The organism is Streptomyces sp. NPDC057623, assembly GCF_042800355.1.
Classification (GTDB): domain Bacteria; phylum Actinomycetota; class Actinomycetes; order Streptomycetales; family Streptomycetaceae; genus Streptomyces.
The window spans coordinates 1,652-22,228 of record NZ_JBHVGZ010000028.1; the positions used below are offsets into that span (position 1 = coordinate 1,652).

Sequence of the window (20,577 nt, forward strand, 5' to 3'; positions counted from 1 at the left end):
CGGATCGCCACCGTCGCCGACCTGGCCGGGCGCACCGTGTCGCTGGGCGCACCCGCGTCCGGCGGTGCCGTCCTCGGCGACCGGCTGCTGCGCGCCGCGGGCCTGACCCCGGGCGCCGACGTCCGCGTCCGCCATCTGTTGCTGCCCCGAGCGGTACGCGCCATGCGGGACGGCGAGATCGACGCGCTGCTGGTGTCGGGCGGCCTACCGCTGCCGGCACTCTCCGGCCTGGACACCCGCCCCGGCATCCGCCTTCTGCCGCTGGCCGACCTGCTGCCCCGCCTGCGCGCCGACGCGGGACTCTTCACCTCGGGTGTGGAGCCGGTGACGGTGCCGGCCGGGGCGTACCGCGGAACGCCCGAGGTGACCACCATCGGCGTGGCCAATCTGCTCCTGTGCCGGCCCGACCTGCCGCAGCCCATCGCCGCCGCCCTCACCCACGTCCTGGTGCGCCGCGCCACCCGGCTCGTCCCCACCACGGCCCTGGGTACTCAGTTCCTCGACGCCCGCAGCCTGATCTCCACCGGGGTGGTGCCCCTGCACTCCGGGGCGGTTGTCGCCTACCGCGAACTGCACGGTTAGCGGCGCGAGGCCCGGGGCGACCGTCATTCGGGGCGCCCCCCGGATTCCAGGGCGGGGGCGGGTTCCGTGGGAGCGCTGTCGATGATCCAGACCTGGCGGCCCCGGTCGGCCGTGGCGGCCGCGAGTGCCAGGAGCAGCGCACCGGACGCTCCGGCGACGGCCACCAGGAGCGCCCCGCCCGTGCCGTGGGATTGCGCGAGAGCACCGGACACGGCCTGCCCGGCCGCCACGCCGAGGGGGCCGCCGCCGCACAGGACGGTCATGGCGATCGCGGCGCGTTCGGGTGGGGCGAGCCGTTCGGTCAGGGCGTAGAGGCTGATCATGTACGGCGCGACGGTGAAGCCGGCCACGGCTACCGCGGCGGGTACGGAGACCAGTCGCGCCCCGGCGTACAGCACCAGCGTGCCGACGAAGAGCGTCGCGGCGAACGTGACGTAGCGGGCGCGCAGCGAGAACCGCCGGGGCAGCCAGACACAGACGGCCCCCGCCAGGGCGCTGCCGATGCCGAACTCGGCGTACACGAGCCCCGATATGCCGGGCTCCCCGACGGCGTCGGCGTACACCGTGACAGCCGTCTGGACCGCGCCGAAGATCACGCCCATCGCCGCCATGGCCAGGAACATGACGGCCAGCGGGCGCCGCGGCAGACGGGGCAGACGCGACCCGCCGGGGTCGTGCGAGGGCTTGCGGGGGATGTCCCGATGGGCATGGAGCAGGGCGAAGGGCAGGGTGGCGGCCGCGATCAGGACCATGGTCAGCACGGCGGGTGCGGCAGGACCGATCGACGCCAGCAGTCCGACGACGGCCGGTCCGGCGACGAAGCTCATCTCGTCGGCGGACGCCTCGTAGGACAGGGCCGACGACAGCAGATGCCGCTCGCCGCGCGCACGGACGAGCCGTGACCAGTGCACCCTGACGAGCGGGGAGACCTGGGGCTGGGTGAGCCCGACCAACAGGGCTGCGCCCAGCATGCCCGGCCGGGTCCCTTGACTCGCGGCCAACAGGCCCGCCCAGGCGACGAGGTTGGCGACGGCGGCGAGGGCTCCGACGGTGCGGTGGCCGTGGCGGTCGGCGAGGGCACCGACCACGGGGCCGCCCACGGCGATGGCGATGCTCTGCGCCGCGGCGGCGAGGCCGGCGAAGGCATAACTGTGCGTTGACGCCTGGAGCAGGATCAGCGTGGAGAGGGCGGAGGAGGCGTAGGGCAGGCGGGCCACGAATCCCAGCGGGAAGAAGCCGACGCCTGCGACACGCAGCAGGGAACGGTAGGACACTCAGGTCTCCATCGGGCTCGTCGAGGAGACGCGCTACCCAGCCACCAGCGCGCCGACGGACCCGATTCTGGCCGCACCGTAATGCACGCGCCGGGACGCTGTACAGGGGCCCTCGCCCCACGGACTGTGCCCGGGACGGCGCGTGCGCGAGGGCCGCGTTCCACGAACGGATCCGCGAGACCTGCACGGTGACGCGGTGGCTTATGGGCGGGTGCGCTGATTAAGATCCGACCACGTCGCAGGACCACGGGGGACGCATGGCGCACAAGTCGCAGGGCGCGACGCACGAACAGCACCTTGAGATCGCGCCCAGGCCCCTGGGCAAGACCATCTGCTGGGCGACCGTACTGACCCTGTGGCTGGCGTTCTGCGCCGAGTTGCTGTGGGAGGTCTGGGATCTGGAGGCGTGGCGCCGAGTGCCGTTCTGCACGCTCGCGGCGAGTGGAGCCTACGGCGTGTGGCGAGCGGGGCTGTGCGGCCACATCAGGACGGACGGGGTCTCGCTGACTCTGCGGAATCGGTTCTCCCGGTGGCACATACCCTTCAGCGATATCGCCGAGATGTCGTGGACGCCCGGCCAGGGTCCCCTCCTGCGGCTGCACAGCGGCCCCACCGTCCGCATCGACGCCTACGCCGGTTGGCCGGCCGGGCAGTCCGGTCGGCGGCTGCTGGCAGAGGTCACCGCACGGTGCGGGAGTGGACCGGGCAGTACCCCGCAGACGAGCCGCAGGAGCCGGGCCGGCGGTGTCGCCGAGTTGCTTGTCCTGGCTGTCTGGGCATGGTGCTTCATCGTTCTCCGGTGAGGTCGGGCCGGTCCCTCGCGCCGGCAGCGATGTTGGGAGACTCCGGTCACGGGATCCTGGGGAACTCCGGGGCCGGCGCTGCTGTCGTCGGCCGGTGTCGCTCTCGGCGCGGCCGGATCGCTGTTCGGTCAGCAGCTCGTCCCGCGGGCAAGCAGCCGGCAGGCCGAAGTGCGGGAAGCGGCCGCGCACCGAGCGGAGTTGAAGAGCGCGGTCCTGAGGTTCCTCGGCATCGCGGCGCAGGCGGCGATCGACCGGGCGGCCAGAAGCGAGACTTCGACACGGCGTACGACGGCATATGGCCCGGCCGGGAACGGGCTTCCACGACGACAAGGCCCTGAGCGTCACATACCGGCATGCGGGCACGAACACGGCCCTTCCCGCGCCCCGTCAGCGGCGCGCCCGAGCGAGCAGGGCCGCGTGCGGCAACACCAGCAGTCCCCGCTCGTCCGCGAACTCCGCGCTGAGGAGATCGAAGTGGCGCTTGATCTCCGCGCGCACCTCAGGCGTCTGGCCCTGCACGATCCGACCACCGGACGCCACGCCGGCCGCAGGACCGCCCCACCACTGTGCGGCGTCGGCGTGGTGGTCCCAGCGCAAGGTCTCGCAGTCGGCCTCCCGCAGCCCGGCCGCGGCCATCAGGCCGGTCATGCCGCTCTCGTCGCGGGAGAAGTCGTCTTCGGGGGCCAACCCCGCGGGCAGGTCCGGGGGACGCACCGCGCCCGCGGCCTGGATCGCACGGCCGAGCAGAGCCTGGCCCGGTGCCGGCGGCGCCGCCCAGATCGTCAGCGCGATCCGGCCGTTCGGCCTGAGGACACGGCGCAGTTCGGCGAGAGCGACCTTGGGCCGACCGACGTGGTTCAGCACGAAGTTGGCCACGACGGCGTCGAACTCCCCGTCCCGGAACGGGAGCTCGGGCAGGACGGCCACCCGCACGTCGGCCGCGGGTGCGGCCAGCACGGCCAGCTCGACCATGGTCGGCTCGGCATCCACGGCCGTGACCATCGCGCCACGGGCGCACGCGGCGGCGGCGACCGTCCCCGGCCCCGTCCCCACGTCCAGCACCCGCATGCCCGGCCGCACCTGAACGGCATCGAGCAACCGCGGCACCGGATGAGCACACAACCTGGCATAGCTGTCGGCATACGCGGCCCCTCGGCCCGCCCAGATCAGCCGTTCGCTCGCATCGAAGCCGCTCACTTCGCTCCCGTCCCCCAGCTCAGGCGCGAGGCTCGTGCGTCGCGGCGAAGGCGTCGGCGGCAGCGAGGTCGAAGTCCCCGTGATCGCTGCCGAGGCCCTGTGCCACGAGCGCGGCCGCGGCGGAGCCGAGGACCGCGCACTCGTACGGCGTGCGGCCCAGGCCCATGCCGCGTACGAAGCCGGCCGAGAACGCGTCGCCGCAGCCGGTGGTGTCCACGACGTCGATCGCGAAGGCGGGGACCTTCTCCGTGCCGTCCCCGGTCACCAGCAGGGCGCCGTCGCCCCCGCGGGTGACCGCGACCAGGCCGGCTCCGGCGGCGAGGAGCTTCTTCGCGCCGTGGACGAGGTCCTCCTCACCGGTGAATCCGAGTACCTGGTCCTCGTTGGGCAGCATGTGGTCGACGTACGGCAGTGCTGCCTCGATCTGCTCGAAACCGCCGAGCACGCCCGGTGCGAGAAGGTCCACCGAGGTCACGACACCGTGCTCCTTGGCGTACGCCAGGATGCGCGCGGCGGTGTCGACGCCGATCAGCTCGGGGCCGCCGAGGTGGAGATGGGTCGCTTCGGCGATCGCGTCCCAGGGCACGTCGTCGGGGCCGTAGGTGATGTTGGCGCCGAGCAGGTGGAGTGAGGGCCGCTCCCCGCCCGGGCGGATGGGGAGGACGCTCGCGGAGGTGGGGGTGTCCGTGCGGCGGACGAGGTGGCGGGTGTCGATGCCTGCCGCGCCCAGGAGTTGGACCAGCATGTCCCCGGTGGGGTCGGTTCCGATCGCCCCGGCGCTGCTGACGGCGGCGCCGAGCTTGGCGAGGGTGAGCGCTGTTCCGCCGGCCGTACCGGCGGCGGTCATCCTGATGTCCTCGACCAGCGCGGCGCCCTGGCCCTCGGGTATGGCCTCGACCGGCCGCACCAGCACGTCCAGCACATGCACGCCCAGCGTGACGACCTTCATCGGTTTCCCTCCTGCACGGGTGGTACGGGGTGGGTGGTGCCGTAGTTCCGGGCGAGCGCGGCCTCGATCACCGCGAGTTGCTGGTGTTCGTCGAGGACACGGGGCGTTCCGAGGGCGGCCGCGTGCTGGTAGACACCGCAGGCCCACTCCAGCAGGAGTGCGTGCTCGACCGCCTTGGCCAGCGTCGGGGCGTGTGTGAGGGCGCCGTGGCTGGCCATCAGCGCGGCGCTGCGGCCCTCCAGCGCCGTCAGCACGGACTCGGCGAGCGCCGGTGTGCCGAACGTGGCGTACGGGGCCACGCGCACGGAGCCGCCCAGGGTCAGCAACTGGTAGTGGATGCAGGGCAGTTCGTCGAGCACACAGGACAGCGCGGTCGCCATCGGCGCGTGGGTGTGGACGACCGCGCCCGCGCCGTAGCGGCGGTAGACGCCGAGGTGCAGGTCCAGTTCCGAGGTGGGTTCGAGGGTCCCGGCCACGACGTTTCCGTCGAGGTCCACCACGGTCACCTGGTCGGCCGTCAGTTCGGCGAGCACCGCGCCGGTCGCCGTGATCGCGACACGGTCGGCCACCCGCATGCTGACGTTGCCCGCCGTGCCGATGAGCAGCCCCTCGGCCCCCAGCCGGCGGCTCGCCGCGGCCACGGCGGCGCGCTCCTGACCCAGCGCTGAGCTTGAGTCGGTCATGTACGCGACGGTAACGTAAACCTGAAACAAAGTCACGTTCAGGTTCGGAGGCCGCACATGGGCGATCCAGCCGCGCAGCCCGCCGGCGGTCGGGGTGTTCCCCTGCGCCGCACTCCCCAGCAGGCGCGCAGCAAGGCCCGTCTGGCCCGTGTCCTGGAGGCCGCGGAGCGTGTGCTGGTCAGCGAGGGCGTCCAGGCACTGACCACGACGCGGATCGCGGCGGAGGCGCAGGTCTCGGTCGGTTCGCTGTACCAGTACCTGCCCGACCGCGACGCGATCATCGACGCCCTCGCGGCCGGCTACTTCGCCCGGCTGGAGGCGGCGATGGACGACTTGGTCCGCGCGGCGGCGGCCGAGCCGTGGGCGGACCCCGTCGGGGTGCTCATCGACGCGTATGCCGCGATCTACCGCATCGAGCACGGTTTCCGGGCCCTGTGGTTCGGCAGCACCCTGACCGAGCGGACCCGCGCGGCCGACCGTGAGCACAAACGCCGGATGGCGGACGGAGTCCGGCGCATCCTGCTGGCTCTCGGCGTCGCCCGGGACGACGAGGCACTCGCCCGCGCCTGCCACGCCGCGGTCCTCGCCGCCGACGCGCTCGCCCAGGAGGCGTTCCGGCGGGACCCCGAAGGCGACCCGGGACTCCTCGACGAAGCCAAGCTCATGCTGCGCGGGTATCTGACCGGCGTCGCCGCGCGCTATGAGCAGCGGGGATCCGCGATGTGACCGACACCGCCCGGCAAAGCCTGCGGTGCCGGATCGAGGCTCTGCCATTCTGACCTCGTGCCGAACCCCGCTCCCGTCACCCCGGACGCTCCCACCTCGATACGCACCCCTCTCCTCACCCAGCAGTGGCTCGATCTCGCCTTCGTCCACTGGGCCGTCGAACCGGACGTCGTGGCGGGGCTGTTGCCGCGGGGCACCGTTCCGGACACGCACGACGGGGTCACGTACGTCGGCCTCGTCGCCTTCCGGATGCATCGGGTCGGCTGGCTGCGGCTGCCCGGGGTGCCGTATCTCGGGACCTTTCCCGAGACCAACGTCCGCCTCTACTCCGTGGACGCGCACGGGCGGCGCGGTGTGGTGTTCCGCTCGATGGACGCCTCACGGCTGATCCCGGTCGTGATGGGGCGCGTCGGCTTCCGGCTGCCGTACCTGTGGTCCCGGATGACCGTCCGCTCGGCCGGCGACACCGTCACGTACACCAGCGCCCGTCGCTGGCCCGGCCCGCGCGGCGCCGCCAGCCGCCTCACGGTGCGCACCGGTGAACGCATCGAGGAACCCACCGAGCTGGAGCACTTCCTCACCGCCCGCTGGGGTATGCACAACGCCTTCTTCGGCGGGCCCGAGCCGCTGGCGTACCTGCCCAACCACCACCCTCGCTGGCCGCTCCACCGCGCCGAGCTGATCACCTGCGAGGAGAACCTCGTGACGGCGGCCGGGCTGCCCGCCCCGAGCGACGCCCCGGTCAGCGTCCTGTACTCCCCCGGCGTCCCGGTCCGCCTCGGCCGCCCGGCACGCCCGGCGGGCATCCCCACCCCGTGATTCCGTGATCCCGTGCCCGTGAACCCGTGAGCCGGGCGTGTCGAAATCCGCTCGACGTCTCCTTCAACGCCATCGGATACGGGGACGTCCAGAAGCCACTGCTGGAGATCTCGGTCGCGGGCGTGATCCTGGGGGCGGCGAGGCCGGTCCCGGCCGCCCTGGATGTGGCGATCCGGCCGCCCGCAAGCGAATGGGCCCGGACTGGTGGATCCAGTCCGGGCCCCGGTGGAACGTCCGGATGTCAGGCGCCGTTACGGTGCCTTCCCTCCGTCAGCCGGCGCGGCGCCTGGTGCGCATGAGCAGCAGGAAGCCGGCCATGAGGAGCACGGCGCCGGCCGCGGCCGGCCACAGCGTGGTGCCCGTCTCGGCGAGGTCTCCGCCGACCGCCTGCGGCTCCGTGCCCGAACCACCGCCGGACTCCTCTCCGACCGCCGCGGGCTGCGTCTGCGCGGGGCTGCCGCCGGCTGCGGCGCCGTCGTCCTTCGAGCCGTCCTGCGCCTGCGCGTCGGCGTCCGCGGTGGCCGACGGGGTCCCGTCGGCCTTGGGTGCCACCGTGCTCGACAGGGTGGGCTTGTCGTCCTTGGCCGGCTCGGTCGCGGGCGCGTCGGGCTCGGGTGCCTCGGTCCTGGGCTCGTCGGTCGCGGGCGCCTCGGTGGCGGGCTCGTCGGTCGCGGGCTCCTCGGTCGCCGGTGCCTCGGTCGGCTTGTCGCCTCCGTCGCCGGGCTCCGGCTCGTCGTCGCCGGGCGGCGCGGTGGTGGGAGCCTCGGTCGGCTGCTGGGTCGGCTCCTCCTGGCCCGGGTCGTCGCCCTCGTCGGCCCCGGCGCCGCACTCGCGGCCCTCGTTGATGCAGTCGACCATCTGCCCCATCAGGTCCTCGTCGAAGACGTTGATGAAGTCGCCGTGGTCGGTGACCGGCTTGTGCAGCTGCTCGGGAAACGAGTCCACGGCGAACAGTGGGGTCGTCTTCCCGCCGTCCTGGAGGCTGGGCGCGTCGACGTCGTACACGATCCGCTGCACCAGCTGCGGAATGGCCTTGAAGTCGTTCGCGCAGCTGCCGTCGGCCGTCGCGAACGCCACGTGGGCGCGGTGGTTGGCGCTGTCGATGTTCTGTCCGTCCCAGCAGCTCTGGAACTTGAACGTGCGCACCACGTCGCTGCCCTGCGGGCACAGCGGGTACTTGTCCTTCAGCTGCCGGTCCTCGAACCCGGTGCAGCTCCACGAGGCGTTGGCGTTGGCGTTGCCGTTGACGAACGCCTTGGCGTCACCGGTGATGATGCGCAGCAGGCGCGGCATCTCGGTGACCTTGCCGCGCGGGTTGCCCACGAAGTCCAGGGTCACTTCCTTGGGGGTGACGATCTCACCGGCGTTGCCCTCGATGCCGCCGCCGGGCGAGTTGGCGTCCTGCTCCTGGCTGCCGTTCTGGAGACGGATCACAGGCCAGTAGTACGTGGACTTGTCGCCCTGGTCGACGCAGCTCGTCTCGGCGTTCGCCAGGTCCTCGTCGCTCGCGAAGGCGTCGTTGGACTGGTTGCCGATGTAGTCGTGGAAGTGGTGGGCGCCGTTGGAGACGCCGGGGGCCACGATGACGTTGTCGGAGTTGAACAGGCCGTTCTCGTTCACGCCGCAGCTGGTGGCGAAGGTGCCCCGGGAGGCGCCCTTCTTGAGGGCCGGGCCGGACACGTTCGGCTGTACGGCGGTGATGTCGACGTAGTCCGCGGCGACCGGGCCGTTGCCCGCCTGCCCGCCGTTGCCGGGCTGTTGGCCGCCCTGGTCCGCGCCCTCCTGGTTGTCGCCGCCCCCGTCCTGGGCGTCGCCGTTGCCGCTGTCACCTGCGGCGTTGTCGGCGGCGCGCAGGGTGCACGGGGCGAGGGACTCCAGGCCTTGCGGCCGGTCTCCCGTGCGGTCGACGGCGATGGCGATCCGCTCGATCGTCGCGGCGCGCTTCTCCTTCAGCGGATTCATGATCGCGCTGTCGGCGAAGCCGGCGTCCTGCTGGATGGCCTGTGCCGACTCCTGCAACCGCTGGTAGGCGTCGGCGATCTGCTGGTCCAGGAGCGCCAGTTCCTTGGCGACGTCCTCCTTCGCCGCGTCCGGTACCGCCGCCAGTCCGGCGCCGACGTCCGGGCAGTCGATCGTGCCGGCCGGCGAGGACAGCGTGCGGGCAGGGTCCGTTCCGCCGTCCTCGGTCGCCGAGGCATAGACGTTGGCCGCGACCAGGCCGCCACCGCCCAACATCAGCGCGACCGCTGCAAAGGTCGCGCGCCGTGCGCCCGTGGGGCGTCTTCGCGTGCTGCGTCCCAAGGAACTACTCCTACGCCTCGTGGTCGGTCAGGGCATGAAAATCCCCCGGCCTTATACGGAGACGGGCCGCGTCGTGTTCAAACGCCTCACGGATTCACAGAAATTTCTCACAGGGAGGGTAAACACCCTGGTCGATGCGGGGTGTTGTGATCCGGTCAGTCCATCAGGCCGGCGGCGAGCGTCGCCCCCAGCTCCCAGCAGGCCTCGGTGTCGGTCTTGGCGGGCTCGCCCGTGACGGTCACCGCGCTCGCCGCGCGCCGCCAGCCGAGGCCCGTGGTGATCGACTCGATCGCCCGTACCGCCCCGGTGACATCGCTGCCGCCGTGCACGTAGTAGCCGAAGGGCCGACCCTGTGTCGCGTCCAGGCACGGGTAGTAGACCTGGTCGAAGAAGTGCTTGAGGGCGCCGGAGACGTAGCCGAGGTTCGCCGGGGTGCCGAGGAGGTAGCCGTCGGCGGCCAGCACGTCGGAGGCCGTGGCCGACAGCGCCGGCCGCCGCACGACCTCGACGTTCTCGATCTCCGGCGCCGTCGCGCCGGAGACGACGGCTTCGAGCATGGCCTGGCAGTTGGGCGACGGCGTGTGATGCACGATCAGCAAGGTGGGCACATCCGAACCCTGCCGGTGTGCCGCCGCGCGACGCAACCCTGCCGTCCGGGGTGTCGCCCTCGGTCCCGCTGTCGGGCTCAGTACTCGGGGGCGGCGGCGCTGATCCGGGCGACCGCGGCCGACAGGTGTCCCTGCAACTCGTCGGAGAGCGCGTCGCCCTTGACCGCGGTGACCAGGTCCCCGGCCAGGGAGTGCAGTTTGGTGTTGGTGTTCTGGGAGGCCGTGACCAGAACCGTCCACGCCTCATCGGAGCTCAGGCTGAAGGAGGCCATGAGAATGCCGCGGGCCAGATCGATGGTCGGCCGGGTCCGCATGGCCCGTCGCAGTTGGGCGACCTCGATCCGCAGATCGTGATGGGCGCCCTCGGAGGCCACCGGGAGCGGGGCAGCGTCGTGGGCGTGCTCAGGCTCTGCGGCTTCCCCTTCCGGGTCATCCGGGTCCGGGCGGCCGAACAGCGCGTGTGTGCCGGTCAGGGCCAGCAGGCGATCGACCACCGCGCTGGTGGCGTGGACGGCGACCGTCTTGGACTCCTCCAGGGCTCGTTGGCGCAGGTGGAGCAGGATGTTGAGGGCGGAACAGTCGCAGAAGGACACGCCCTCCAGATCCAGGTCGATCCCACGGACCGAGCGGCTCAGGGCTTCACCCAGAACACTTCGCAAACGCCCGCCCGCGTCGAGGTCGAGTTCACCGGAGACCTCCACCACGACCCTGTCGCCGTCCGGGCGGACGGTGGTGACCAGCGTCCACAGCGGGCTCGCCACTGGTGCGCCTTCGGCGTTCGCACGATCGGCAGGGCCCCCGTGGGGGGACTGAGCAGAGGACGCGAACTCCGGCATGACCGCCTCTCCCTAAGATGCGCTCCCCGTCTTCCGTACCAGAGTGAACCCGAACTGCCGAACACGTCAACAGATACATGAAATGCCGTGCGTGTTTTTGTATACGTGAACGCTCAGTCGTAGGCTTGGTCCATGGACGGAGTGCCTGAGCCACACACCGGATGGACGTTCGTGACCAACCATGCCCGCGTCCTCGCGGCCATCGCCGACAACCCGAACGTGCGCATCAGGAGCATCGCCGCGCACTGCCGGCTCACGGAGCGCGCCGTCCAGAAGATCATTTCCGACCTGGAGCGGGACGGCTATCTGTCGCACACCCGCGAGGGGCGCACCAACACCTACCGGATCGACCCGGCCAAGGTGCTGCGGCACCCCGCGGAGGCCGGACTGACGGTGGCGGAGCTGCTCTCGCTGCTCGTGCAGGCCGAGGCCGCTCGCACCACCGCCCCGGAGCAGCTCAGGGCGGCGCGGCCCCGGATGCCCGTGGACGGCGGATGAGCGGTCACCGGACCCGGTGCGTGAATGCGTGAACCGTCACCGGACCCGGTGGCCGGGGAAGCGCCCGCGGCTGGGGCTCAGCACAGGACGCGCAGTGCTCCCGGCAGGACTCTGGCCGTGACCGGGAGGGTCGCCTCGACCTCGCCGTCCGCGCCGTAGGGCACTTCGCGGTCGGCCGCGATGCGGATCTCCCTGCCGCGCAGGATCCGCACCTGGGGGCGGTGGACGTGGGCGCCCGTCCTGAGGTCGTTCATCAGGGCGAAGAACAGCCGGCGCGGCGCCTCACGGATCATCACGACGTCCAGCAGTCCGTCGTCCACGCGGGCGTCGGGTGCGATGTTGCGACCGGAGCCGTAGTAGCCGGAGTTGGCGGCCACGACCGTGTAGCCGGTGTGCAGGTGTTCCTGGCCGTCGACGGTGACCCGGTAGCGCGCGGCACGCCAGGTGGTGACGGCACGCAGTCCGCCCGCGTAGTAGGAGGCCGCCCCGCGCAGCAGTGTGGCGTTGTTGGCGTGGCGGTTGGCCAGTGCGTCGACACCGGCGTACACGCTGCCGAGGACCACCGTCCGGTCGTGGACGGCCGATTCGACCTCGATGGTGTCGACCCGCCGGGGCTCGTGGTCGAGCAGGACCCGGGCCAGTGCGGCCGGGTCGGTGGGCAGGTTCAGTGCCCGGGCGAAGTCGTTGCCCCGGCCGGCCGGCACGAGGCCGAGCAGGGCGTCGGTGCCGCTGAGCGCGCCGCCGACGCCGCCGGCGATTCCGTCACCGCCGACGGCGAGCACCACGCGGCCCCGCTCTCCGGCGTCCCTGGCGAGTTCCCGGGCGTGTTCCAGACTGCGGCTGTACTCGGTCTCCACGTCGGCCCCCGCCTCGCGCAGCGGCCGGGCCACGTTCAGCAGTGCGGCAGCTGAGGCGGATCCCCCCGCCGTGGGGTTGACGATGGCGGTGAACTGTCGCATCGATGTGCCTTTCGGGCCGACGGGAGGGTGCGCTGCCGGAGGCGGGCGGTGGGGGTGAACTGGTGGTCGGGGGGCCGGCGGTGGGACCGGCGGACGCGTGGGCTCAGTCGAGGGGCACGAGGACGCCGGGGTTGAGCACGCCCGCCGGGTCCAGTCGCCGCTTGACGGCGTGCAGCGCCTCGATTCCCAGGGGGCCCGCCTCGCGGACGTACCAGTCCCGGTGGTCGGTGCCCACCCCGTGGTGGTGGGTGATCGTGCCGCCCGCGCCGAGGATCGCCTCGTTGGCGGCGTGCTTGGCCTTCTCCCAGTGCGCCACCGGGTCGTCGCCCTGGGCGGAGACGACGGTGAAGTACAGCGAGGCTCCGTTCTCGTAGACGTGGGAGATGTGGCACATGATCAGGGGCGGGGTGCCGGCCTCGCTGAGTGTGGTGGTGAGGGCGTCGCGGACGGATGCGTACAGTTCGGGGACGCGGGACCAGAACGTCGCTGTCTCCAGTGTCTCGGCGAACGCCCCCGCGTCCAGCAGGGCGTCCCGGAGGTAGGGGGCCGAGTAGCGGCCGTGCGCCCAGCGCTGTCCGGGTTCCTCGCCCAGCGGGGTACCGCCGCACTCGCGCAGGACGGCCGCGGCCCGCTCCCTGCGGTACGACGTGTCCTCGTCCGTGCCTTCGTAGCCGGTGATCGCCGTGCATCCGGCCGCGGACTGCTGCCCGGCGTCGGCGCCGCCGATCGCGTCGGGCTGGGCGAGGCCGATCAGGGTCTCGGTCTCGTCGGACAGCCGCAGCACCGTGGGGCGCGGGCCGTCCTGGGCGAGGCGGCGCAGCGCTGCGGCACCCTCGTCGAAGGAGGCGAAGCGCCAGCCCTCGTACACACGGGCCTGGGGGACGGGCCGGATCCGGACGGTGACGGATGTGATGACGCCGAACGCCCCTTCGGAGCCGAGCAGGAGCTGGCGCAGGTCGGGTCCGGCTGCCGAGCGCGGTGCGCGGCCCGTGTCGATGGTTCCCTCGGGCGTGGCGAGGGTCAGGCCGAGCACCATCTCGTCGAAGCGGCCGTAGCCGGCGGATGCCTGGCCGCTGGAGCGGGTGGCGGCGAATCCGCCGATGGTGGCCCACTCGTAGGACTGGGGGAAGTGGCCGAGGGTGAAGCCGTGTTCGGCGAGCAGCGCCTCGGCCTCGGGGGCGCGCAGCCCGGGTGCCAGGGTGGCGGTGCGGGAGACCGGGTCGAGGGCGAGCAACCGGTTCATGCGCCGCAGGTCCAGCGCGACGAAGCGGCTCCGCCGGCCGGGGGCGAGACCGCCGACGACGGAGGTGCCACCGCCGAACGGGACCACCGCCAGGCCGTGTTCGACGCAGGCACGCAGCACGGCGAGTACCTCGTCGTGGTCGGCGGGGAGCACGACGGCCGCGGGGACGTCGTCGACCTCGCCGTCGCGGATGCGCAGCAGGTCGGGGGTGGACTTGCCGCGGGTGTGCCGGATGCGGGTCTCCGCGTCGGTGCGGACGTGCTCCGCACCGCCGACCGCGGCGAACAGGGCCTCGCGCACGGCGGGTTCGAGCCGCGCCTCGGGTACGGCGATGTCCTCCAGAGCGACCGGCCCGGCGGTGCGCGGCTTGACGCCGAGCAGATCGCGCAGCAGCCCGGTCACGGTCTCGGGCAGCGGCGCCGCCTTGGCAGGGTCGCCCCAGCCGCTCCACAGCATGTCCATGGCTGTTGTCCTCACCGGTCGATTCGAGCGATGCCGTGTCCCGGACGGCCTCGCAGGCGTTACACTGTGACACATGACGCCTATTCGTCACAACCACTCGGACGGCGACGCGGTTCTCGACGCGGTGCGCGACTGCGTCCTGGCCGTCGGGGTGCGCCGTACGACGCTCACCGACGTGGCCCGCCGCGCCGGTGTCTCCCGGATGACGCTCTACCGTCGGTGGCCGGACGTGCGTTCCCTCGTGGGCGACCTGATGACCCGGGAGTGGGTCGCGGTCGCCACCGGGGCCATGCCCGAGCGGCGGCCCGGGGCGCACGCGCGCGGCCTGATCGTCGACGGTCTGGTGGCCGGGGTGGAGAGCTTCCGGGCCCACCCGCTCTTCCGGAAGATCGTCGACGTCGACCCGGAGCTGCTGCTCCCCTACGTCCTCGACCGCCGCGGCGCGAGCCAGGAGGCACTGATCGCGCTGCTGGCCGACGCCGTGCGCGAAGGCCACACCGACGGATCGGTGCGCGCCGGCCACGTCGACCGGCAGGCGCGGGCACTGCTGCTCATCGTCCAGTCCTTCACCCTGTCCCTGCGGACCATGACCGACGAGGACGACGCCGACCTGAGCAGTGAGGCCTTCCTGGCGGAACTGCGCAGCATCCTGGAAAGGACCCTCACGCCATGAGCCCCGCCACTCCCCCTCGTCCCGCCCCCGTTCCCGAATCCGCCGCCGGACCGGTTCGCGGGCAGGTGGCCGGCTCCTCGCTGTCCGCCGCCCGGCGCTCACGCGAACTCGCCGAGACGGTCGGCGGTCCCGCCGTGGACGTCCTGGTCGTGGGGCTGGGCGCGACGGGCGCCGGGGCCGCCCTGGACGCCGCGGCCCGCGGCCTGACGGTGGCCGCCGTCGACGCCCACGACCTGGCCTTCGGCACCTCACGCTTCAGCAGCAAGCTCATCCACGGCGGGCTGCGCTATCTCGCCTCGGCCCAGCTCGACGTGGCCCACGAGAGCGCGGTCGAGCGCGGTGTGCTGATGGAACGCACGGCACCGCACCTGGTGCGGGCCCAGCCCTTCGTCCTGCCTCTGACGCCCCTGGTCTCCCGCGGCCAGTCCGCCCTGGCCTGGGCCGGCTTCCGGGCCGGTGACGGCCTGCGCCTGGCGGCCCGCACGGCCCGCGCCACGCTGCCCGCCCCGCGCCGCCTCTCCGCGGTGGAGACCCGTCACCTCGCCCCCGCCCTGCGCACCCAGGGACTGCGCGGCGGCCTGCTGTCCTGGGACGGCCGGCTCACGGACGACGCCCGCCTGGTGACCGCGATCGCCCGCACCGCCGCCGCACACGGCGCGCGGATCCTGACCCGGGTCAGGGCACTGGACCTCACCGCGTCCGGCGCCCGGATCCGCGACGAACTCACCGGCGAGGAGGGCGAGATCAGGGCCCGCGTCGTGATCAACGCGTCCGGCGTGTGGGCGGGCGACCTGGTGGAGGGCATCCGGATCCGCCCCTCGCGCGGCACCCACCTCGTCCTGCGCTCCGACCGCCTCGGCCCCCTGCCCGCCGGGCTGCACGTGCCGGTCCCCGGCGAGACCAACCGCTTCGTCCTCGTGCTGCCCCAGGGCGACGGCCGGGTCTACGTCGGGCTCACCGACGAGCCCGTCGAGGGTGACATCCCCGACGTTCCCGAAGTACCCGAGACGGACATCGGCTTCCTCCTCGACGTCCTCGGCTCGGTGCTGGACGCGCCGGTCCAGCGTGCCGACGTCGTAGGCGCGTTCGCCGGACTGCGCCCGTTGCTGGACACCAGGCCGGAGGGCTCGGACGAGGCCGCTCGGACCTCCGACATCTCCCGGCGGCACGCGGTCCTCACCTCGTCCGAGGGCGTGATCACGGTGGTCGGCGGCAAGCTCACCACCTACCGGCGGATGGCCGAGGACGCCGTCGACGCGGCCGTCGCCACGCGCCGGGTCACCGCCGGCCCCTCCTCCACCGCGGCCCTCCCCCTCGTCGGCGCCGCGTCACCCAAGACCCTCGGCTCCCTGCGGGCTCCTCGCCGCCTCGTCCAGCGCTACGGCACCGAGGCACCGGCCGTCCAGGCGCTCGCCGCGCGCGAGCCCCGGTTGAGCGAACCCGTGCTGTCGGGGCATCCCGTCACCGGCGCCGAACTGCTGTGGGCCGTACGCCACGAAGGTGCCCTGGACGAGGCCGATCTCCTGGACCGGCGGACCCGTATCGGGCTGGTGCCCGCCGATCGCGCGGCAGCGCTGGACGCCGTACACGACGTACTGGGCGAGGTGCCGGCGCAGGTGAGTGAGAGGTAGGGGCAGGGGTGCGTCAGGCGTCGCCGCCGCGCCGGACGCGCCACACGTTGTCGTCCCGGAAGCCCTCCACGCCCTCGGGTGACACGCTCACGCTGCGCACGGTCCCCAGCGTCTCCACGGTCCAGTCGGTCCTGGGCAGCGCGAGTTCGTCCAGGACGCTGTCCAGCGTCGGGAACTCCGCCTCGAACGGCGGCTCGCTCTGCCAGGACGGCCAGCCGGCGTGCATCACGACCAGCAGGGTGCCGCCCGCGGCGACGGCCTCGGCGGCCTGGCCCAGAATCCGCCGCTGGTCCAGTGCCACCGGCGACTGAAGGAACTGGGCGTTGACGAGATCGAACGACCCCTCGGGGAACGTCTCTCCCAGCACGTGCCGTTCCCAGGCCGTACGGTCGCTCAGGCCCGCCTCGGCGGCATGTCCGGCGGCACGCTCCAGGGCCGTGTGGGAGATGTCGACGCCGGTGACCCGCCAGCCGCGTGCGGCGAGCCAGACCACGTCGCCTCCTTCACCGCATCCGAGGTCGAGTGCGGTGCCCGGCACGAGGTCGGAGGCCTCGCGGACGAGGAGCGCGTTGGGGCGGCCGCTCCACAGACGGTCACCGTCCCGGTAGCGGCCCTCCCAGAACTCGGCGGCCTTCACAGCTGAGGTCTCGGTCATGGCATCTCCCGGTGCGCAGGTGTGGTCGCGTTCACGCGAAGAAGCCTGCGGGACGCTCCGAGGAGTGACAAACAGCCTTGCCGGTTCGGCAAAAGCCGGGCGACCAGGGCCACAGGACTACGACCTTGGTGCCGGCCCTCCTGGACCGGCAACGTCGCACGAGCACTCGCCCGGGGCTGGCGAGCCGCGGGGCACGACATCCTGCTCGGGTCCCGTGCACCGGAGGAACGGACGGAACTCGCCCTCCCCGTGGCGGACTTGAGCGGGGCCACGACACACGCGGAGGTGCTCGTGAACGCGACCCCGGGGACCGTGTCCGTGGAACTGCTGCACTCCATCGGAGCACCGGCCCTGGCCGGCAAGGTGCTCATCGACATCGGCGTCGGTCTCACCGATGACCACGCCGAGCTCTCGCACCTCGACCGCGATGACCGCCCCGGACAGTCTGGAAGGTCCGAGCACGGTCTTCCTCTCCGGCGACGACGCCGAAGCCAAGCGCACCACCGGCCGGCTGCTCACCGACCTGGGCCGGCACCCGTCGTCACAGCTGGACATCGGGGGCATCACCACCGCACGCGGGCAGGAGCACTTCGCTCTGCTCTTCACGGGGATCGCAGGCGGCCTGGGCAGCCACACCTTCAACATCCAGGTGGTCCCCCGCGCCGCCTAGATCACTCCTGCGGCGCCTCCAGCCAGAACCCGGAGCGGGTCCTCCAGAGGTCGAGCAGCGCTGTGTCGCCCTTGGTCTCGATGCCCGGCGCGGGCCGCTGGTAGAAGTACAGGAGGAGGTCGGTCACCGGGCCGCCTGCCGTCCCGGTGGCCCCGCCGGACCCCGGGCGCCAGACGGGCTGTTCGCCGGTGAGGTCGACGAGCCACTCCCCGGCGTCGGTCGCGTCGAAGTGGAGCGTGCGGTCGGGGCCGAGCAGGTCGGGCAGGTCGGGGCGGGGCTCGAAGGCCTCGGGGAAGGTGGAGTACTCCAGCCACTCCTCCACCGCGTCGACGGCGAGGTCCTCGTCGAGAGCGAACTCGGCGCCGGCGGCCCGCGCCGCGTCGGCCCGGTGCACGACCGTCTCGTAGGTCATGCGCCGCGCCCAGAACGCGACCGGGGCCGAAGCGTCCGCGGAGGGGTTCCACGCCAGGGCGTCGGGTCCCGCGGCGCGAAGGGAGGCACCGAGTCGTACCGCGCCCTCGGCGAGCCACGGGATCAGAACGGTGGCCTCCTCGTGGGTGTAGGCCGAGAGGTCGTTGACCACGTCGTCGGGGAGCGGCCCCGCGGCACGGGTCCGCACGATCTCCTCCGCCCACCGGTGGTCCCCGCCCACGTGCCGCAGCAGCTGACCGAGGTTCCAGCCGGGGCAGGAGAGCACCGGGGCGGTCATGTCCGCGCCGCGCACATGGGAGGCCAGCCGCTCGGTCTGGGAGACGATCTCGTCGCAGTGGCGGTCGAAGCTCAGCGAGGTCATCGCCTCATGATGCCGCAGGCCAGGTACCGGCTCGGGCCGCGGTCCGGGCTCCGCACCGTCGGCGGTCTCGGATACCGTATGCCGCCTGAACGAGATCCGCGGACCGGATCGGGTGGGGAGAGAGCACGATGGTGGTGGGGGCAAGACAGGTACGTCGTCGGCTGGCCCAGGTGGCCTTGCTGGCCGGGGTGCTGACGGGCTGCTCGGGGGCGGCCGAGGACGACACGAAGACGTCGGCGAGCGCCACGGCGTCGGCCGAGGCGGCGAGTGACGGCGATACGGCGGTGAAGAGCGGGGGCACCATCGGTGCCGCCGGATCGGCCTGTGAACTCCCCGTCACCTTCGACATCGCCCGGTACTGGGAGGCGGAGGCGGTCGACGCCGGGACGGAGAAGGACAAGTCGGCCGACAGCGGGGACCGTTCCGCCGAGGACGACGAGCTGGCCCAGGAGATCGCCGACGCGCTCCTGCACCAGGGCCCGGTGACGGCGGCCTGCGAGGTCGACGCCAAGCCGGCGGGGAACATCGGCTTCCTGCGCATCTGGACGGGCGAACCGGGTGCCGACGACGCACGCACCGTACTGGAGGCCTTCCTGGCGGAGGAGAGCGGCGTGAGCAAGGCGAAGTACAGCGCGTTCAAGGCGGGCGACGTCGCCGGGGCCGAGGTCAGGTACCTCGTCACGAGCGAACTCCTGGAGGAGACGAAGGAGGAGAGCGCCCTGGCCGTCACCACCGAGGAGGGCCCGGTCGTCATCCACCTCGGCGGGATGGACACCGACGAGCACCGGGCGATGCTGCCGGCCTACGAACTGGCCAGAAAGACCCTGCGGGTCGGCTGAGCGGCCGGTGGGTCCGGCGCGGGCGCGACGAGCGCCGCGCCGGACAACGGCCAGGGGCCGGTCAGGATGCCGTGCAGGAGCCGATCGCCGGGGCCGTGCTGGTGCCGTTCTTCATGAACGTGAAGCCGAAGCTCGTCGATGCTCCGGCGGCCAGGCTGCCGTTGCCGTTCGGCCTCATCGTCATGACGTTGCCGCTGCTGTCCCAGCTGGGTGTGCCGTTCCAGGTCGCGGAGACCTTCTGCGGGGCCGTCACCGTGACGGTCGCGGTCCAGTTGGCGATCGCCGAACTCCCCGCCGTGATGGTGACCTTGCCGTTGAAGCGGTCACTCCACTCCTCGGCCTTGCCGTAGGTCGCCGTACAGGCGGCGCCGGGTGTGCCACCGGAGGAGGAGCCGCCGAGCGCGGTCAGGACCGCGCTGTAGGCCGGCTTCTTGTTGTAGTCGCCGTCGAACAGCAGGGGTGTTCCGCTCGCCCGCCAGGAGTACTTGTCGGTGACGCCCCAGACGGTGATGCCGGTGCACCGCGTAACGGCCAGGCAGGCCCGTACGACGTTGCTGTAGCTGTTGGCCTGTGCCGTGCCCGAGCCCTCGATGTCCAGTTCGGTGATCTGCACGTCGACGCCGAGGGCGGCGAAGCGCTGGAGGTTCGCCTGGTAGTCCGACGGCACCGGCGAGGCGCTGTTGAAGTGGGACTGGAAGCCGACGCAGTCGATCGGCACGCCACGGGACTTGAAGTCCCTGACCAGGTTGTAGACGGCGTTGCTCTTCGCGTTGACGCCGTCGGTGTTGTAGTCGTTGTAGCAGAGCTTGGCGGCCGGGTCCGCGGCGCGGGCGGTGCGGAACGCCTCCTCGATGAAGCCGTTGCCGAGCTTGTCCTGGAAGGGCGAGCTGCGCCGCGCACCGCTGCTGCCGTCCTGGAATGCCTCGTTGACGACGTCCCAGGAGTGGATCTTTCCCTTGTAGTGCTGCATGACCTGGGTGATGTGGTTGTTCATCGCCGATCTGAGGTCGGCGGTGCCGAGTCCGGCGACCCAGCCGGGCAGCTGTGAGTGCCAGACCAGGGTGTGCCCGCGGACCTTCATGCCCCTGCTCTGGGCGTGGTTCACGATCTGGTCGGCGGACCCGAAGGTGAAGGTGCCGCGGGTGCGCTCGGTGGCGTCCCACTTCATCTCGTTCTCCGGCGTGACCGAGTTGAACTCGGTGTTGAGCGTCGAGACGTACGGGGCTTCGCCCAGGTGGTTCGCGGCGACGGCGGCGCCGAAGTAGCGGCCCTTCTCGGCGGCCGCCGCGCCGAGGGTGCTCGCGGCCCGGGCGGTGCCCGCGAGGGCGGTGACGCCGGCCGTGGCGAGCAGGCCCGCCATGCCGAGGGCCAGTGGG

20 protein-coding genes and 1 pseudogene are annotated in these 20,577 nt (G+C 72.4%); 9 read left to right on the plus strand and 12 right to left on the minus strand.

The features are described from left to right. On the plus strand, positions 1–582 hold a 582-nt coding region (locus ACFU95_RS26260), incomplete at its 5' end, for a TAXI family TRAP transporter solute-binding subunit (RefSeq protein WP_383831958.1). Between the two features lie 23 nt (positions 583–605). Here the strand turns inward: ACFU95_RS26260 and ACFU95_RS26265 are convergent. Continuing rightward, complete coding sequence (locus ACFU95_RS26265) at positions 606–1,856, minus strand: MFS transporter (protein WP_383831960.1); 1,251 nt, start codon at positions 1,854–1,856, stop codon at positions 606–608. A 257-nt stretch (positions 1,857–2,113) separates the two neighbouring features. On the opposite strand from ACFU95_RS26265, the gene ACFU95_RS26270 reads away from it, so the two are divergent. Then, positions 2,114–2,659, plus strand: a complete 546-nt coding sequence (locus tag ACFU95_RS26270; protein WP_383831962.1) for a hypothetical protein — start codon at positions 2,114–2,116, stop codon at positions 2,657–2,659. Between the two features lie 387 nt (positions 2,660–3,046). Here the strand turns inward: ACFU95_RS26270 and ACFU95_RS26275 are convergent, their stop codons facing one another. Genes ACFU95_RS26275 through ACFU95_RS26285 form a run of 3 tightly spaced genes read right to left on the minus strand, consistent with a single transcriptional unit; the run spans position 3,047 to position 5,488 of the window. Further along, the gene (locus tag ACFU95_RS26275) at positions 3,047–3,856 is read right to left on the minus strand and encodes a class I SAM-dependent methyltransferase (protein ID WP_383831964.1); all 810 of its coding nucleotides are present in this window, start codon (positions 3,854–3,856) and stop codon (positions 3,047–3,049) included. 19 nt (positions 3,857–3,875) lie between these two features. Then, on the minus strand, positions 3,876–4,805 hold the full coding sequence (locus ACFU95_RS26280) for a carbohydrate kinase family protein (protein WP_383831966.1): 930 nt from the start codon (positions 4,803–4,805) through the stop codon (positions 3,876–3,878). Next, positions 4,802–5,488, minus strand: coding sequence for a class II aldolase/adducin family protein (locus tag ACFU95_RS26285; protein WP_383831968.1), 687 nt, complete (start codon positions 5,486–5,488; stop codon positions 4,802–4,804). The genes ACFU95_RS26280 and ACFU95_RS26285 overlap by 4 nt, the downstream gene beginning before the upstream one ends. Positions 5,489–5,545: 57 nt before the next feature. On the opposite strand from ACFU95_RS26285, the gene ACFU95_RS26290 reads away from it, so the two are divergent. Both ACFU95_RS26290 and ACFU95_RS26295 read left to right on the plus strand, forming a co-directional pair. Then, on the plus strand, positions 5,546–6,214 hold the full coding sequence (locus tag ACFU95_RS26290; RefSeq protein ID WP_383831970.1) for a TetR family transcriptional regulator: 669 nt from the start codon (positions 5,546–5,548) through the stop codon (positions 6,212–6,214). A 57-nt stretch (positions 6,215–6,271) separates the two neighbouring features. Further along, complete coding sequence (locus tag ACFU95_RS26295; RefSeq protein WP_383831972.1) at positions 6,272–7,033, plus strand: YqjF family protein; 762 nt, start codon at positions 6,272–6,274, stop codon at positions 7,031–7,033. 270 nt (positions 7,034–7,303) lie between these two features. Here the strand turns inward: ACFU95_RS26295 and ACFU95_RS26300 are convergent, their stop codons facing one another. The 3 genes from ACFU95_RS26300 to ACFU95_RS26310 all read right to left on the minus strand — a co-directional run bounded on the left by ACFU95_RS26300 (position 7,304) and on the right by ACFU95_RS26310 (position 10,703). Continuing rightward, complete coding sequence (locus tag ACFU95_RS26300) at positions 7,304–9,268, minus strand: DUF1996 domain-containing protein (protein WP_383832113.1); 1,965 nt, start codon at positions 9,266–9,268, stop codon at positions 7,304–7,306. Between the two features lie 221 nt (positions 9,269–9,489). After that, the gene (locus tag ACFU95_RS26305; protein ID WP_383831974.1) at positions 9,490–9,942 is read right to left on the minus strand and encodes a flavodoxin family protein; all 453 of its coding nucleotides are present in this window, start codon (positions 9,940–9,942) and stop codon (positions 9,490–9,492) included. Positions 9,943–10,019: 77 nt separating this feature from the next. Further along, entirely contained in the window at positions 10,020–10,703 is a 684-nt protein-coding gene (locus ACFU95_RS26310) for an ANTAR domain-containing protein (protein WP_383831976.1), read from the minus strand. Positions 10,704–10,910: 207 nt separating this feature from the next. Here ACFU95_RS26310 and ACFU95_RS26315 point away from each other — a divergent pair, with 207 nt between their 5' ends. Further along, on the plus strand, positions 10,911–11,276 hold the full coding sequence (locus ACFU95_RS26315; RefSeq protein ID WP_383831978.1) for a helix-turn-helix transcriptional regulator: 366 nt from the start codon (positions 10,911–10,913) through the stop codon (positions 11,274–11,276). A gap of 77 nt (positions 11,277–11,353) precedes the next feature. Here the strand turns inward: ACFU95_RS26315 and ACFU95_RS26320 are convergent, their stop codons facing one another. Then, the gene (locus tag ACFU95_RS26320; RefSeq protein ID WP_383831980.1) at positions 11,354–12,235 is read right to left on the minus strand and encodes a YegS/Rv2252/BmrU family lipid kinase; all 882 of its coding nucleotides are present in this window, start codon (positions 12,233–12,235) and stop codon (positions 11,354–11,356) included. 103 nt (positions 12,236–12,338) lie between these two features. Beyond that, positions 12,339–13,940 (minus strand): FAD-binding oxidoreductase, encoded by a 1,602-nt coding sequence (locus ACFU95_RS26325; RefSeq protein WP_383831982.1) that lies wholly within the window; start codon positions 13,938–13,940, stop codon positions 12,339–12,341. 73 nt (positions 13,941–14,013) lie between these two features. Here ACFU95_RS26325 and ACFU95_RS26330 point away from each other — a divergent pair, with 73 nt between their 5' ends. Together ACFU95_RS26330 and ACFU95_RS26335 are read left to right on the plus strand one after the other, a co-directional pair. Continuing rightward, positions 14,014–14,613: a TetR/AcrR family transcriptional regulator gene (locus ACFU95_RS26330; protein WP_383831984.1), complete on the plus strand. Its 600-nt coding sequence runs from the start codon at positions 14,014–14,016 to the stop codon at positions 14,611–14,613. Next, positions 14,610–16,244: a glycerol-3-phosphate dehydrogenase/oxidase gene (locus ACFU95_RS26335; RefSeq protein WP_383831986.1), complete on the plus strand. Its 1,635-nt coding sequence runs from the start codon at positions 14,610–14,612 to the stop codon at positions 16,242–16,244. Before ACFU95_RS26330 ends, ACFU95_RS26335 begins: the two co-directional genes overlap by 4 nt. A 13-nt stretch (positions 16,245–16,257) precedes the next feature. Here the strand turns inward: ACFU95_RS26335 and ACFU95_RS26340 are convergent, their stop codons facing one another. After that, positions 16,258–16,899, minus strand: a complete 642-nt coding sequence (locus ACFU95_RS26340) for a class I SAM-dependent methyltransferase (RefSeq protein WP_383831988.1) — start codon at positions 16,897–16,899, stop codon at positions 16,258–16,260. A gap of 144 nt (positions 16,900–17,043) precedes the next feature. On the opposite strand from ACFU95_RS26340, the pseudogene ACFU95_RS26345 reads away from it, so the two are divergent. Continuing rightward, a pseudogene (locus tag ACFU95_RS26345) lies at positions 17,044–17,569 on the plus strand (NADPH-dependent F420 reductase); the annotation flags it as partial. Between the two features lies 1 nt (position 17,570). Here ACFU95_RS26345 and ACFU95_RS26350 read toward each other — a convergent pair. After that, positions 17,571–18,362, minus strand: a complete 792-nt coding sequence (locus ACFU95_RS26350) for a maleylpyruvate isomerase family mycothiol-dependent enzyme (RefSeq protein ID WP_383831990.1) — start codon at positions 18,360–18,362, stop codon at positions 17,571–17,573. A gap of 128 nt (positions 18,363–18,490) precedes the next feature. On the opposite strand from ACFU95_RS26350, the gene ACFU95_RS26355 reads away from it, so the two are divergent. Next, on the plus strand, positions 18,491–19,201 hold the full coding sequence (locus ACFU95_RS26355) for a lipoprotein (protein ID WP_383831992.1): 711 nt from the start codon (positions 18,491–18,493) through the stop codon (positions 19,199–19,201). Positions 19,202–19,262: 61 nt separating this feature from the next. Here ACFU95_RS26355 and ACFU95_RS26360 read toward each other — a convergent pair whose 3' ends face one another. Further along, positions 19,263–20,561, minus strand: a complete 1,299-nt coding sequence (locus ACFU95_RS26360; protein WP_383832115.1) for an endo-1,4-beta-xylanase — start codon at positions 20,559–20,561, stop codon at positions 19,263–19,265. Positions 20,562–20,577 lie beyond the last annotated feature (16 nt).

What these genes read in the sequence shown, in the direction of transcription:
- ACFU95_RS26320 (WP_383831980.1), bottom strand. Translation starts at nt 12,235, where the DNA reads ATGCGACAGTTCACCGCCATCGTCAACCCCACGGCGGGGGGATCCGCC.
- ACFU95_RS26280 (WP_383831966.1), bottom strand. Translation starts at nt 4,805, where the DNA reads ATGAAGGTCGTCACGCTGGGCGTGCATGTGCTGGACGTGCTGGTGCGG.
- ACFU95_RS26360 (WP_383832115.1), bottom strand. Translation starts at nt 20,561, where the DNA reads ATGGCGGGCCTGCTCGCCACGGCCGGCGTCACCGCCCTCGCGGGCACC.
- ACFU95_RS26330 (WP_383831984.1), top strand. Translation starts at nt 14,014, where the DNA reads ATGACGCCTATTCGTCACAACCACTCGGACGGCGACGCGGTTCTCGAC.
- ACFU95_RS26270 (WP_383831962.1), top strand. Translation starts at nt 2,114, where the DNA reads ATGGCGCACAAGTCGCAGGGCGCGACGCACGAACAGCACCTTGAGATC.
- ACFU95_RS26285 (WP_383831968.1), bottom strand. Translation starts at nt 5,488, where the DNA reads ATGACCGACTCAAGCTCAGCGCTGGGTCAGGAGCGCGCCGCCGTGGCC.
- ACFU95_RS26355 (WP_383831992.1), top strand. Translation starts at nt 18,491, where the DNA reads ATGGTGGTGGGGGCAAGACAGGTACGTCGTCGGCTGGCCCAGGTGGCC.
- ACFU95_RS26290 (WP_383831970.1), top strand. Translation starts at nt 5,546, where the DNA reads ATGGGCGATCCAGCCGCGCAGCCCGCCGGCGGTCGGGGTGTTCCCCTG.
- ACFU95_RS26335 (WP_383831986.1), top strand. Translation starts at nt 14,610, where the DNA reads ATGAGCCCCGCCACTCCCCCTCGTCCCGCCCCCGTTCCCGAATCCGCC.
- ACFU95_RS26350 (WP_383831990.1), bottom strand. Translation starts at nt 18,362, where the DNA reads ATGACCTCGCTGAGCTTCGACCGCCACTGCGACGAGATCGTCTCCCAG.
- ACFU95_RS26300 (WP_383832113.1), bottom strand. Translation starts at nt 9,268, where the DNA reads ATGTTGGGCGGTGGCGGCCTGGTCGCGGCCAACGTCTATGCCTCGGCG.
- ACFU95_RS26340 (WP_383831988.1), bottom strand. Translation starts at nt 16,899, where the DNA reads ATGACCGAGACCTCAGCTGTGAAGGCCGCCGAGTTCTGGGAGGGCCGC.
- ACFU95_RS26325 (WP_383831982.1), bottom strand. Translation starts at nt 13,940, where the DNA reads ATGGACATGCTGTGGAGCGGCTGGGGCGACCCTGCCAAGGCGGCGCCG.
- ACFU95_RS26315 (WP_383831978.1), top strand. Translation starts at nt 10,911, where the DNA reads ATGGACGGAGTGCCTGAGCCACACACCGGATGGACGTTCGTGACCAAC.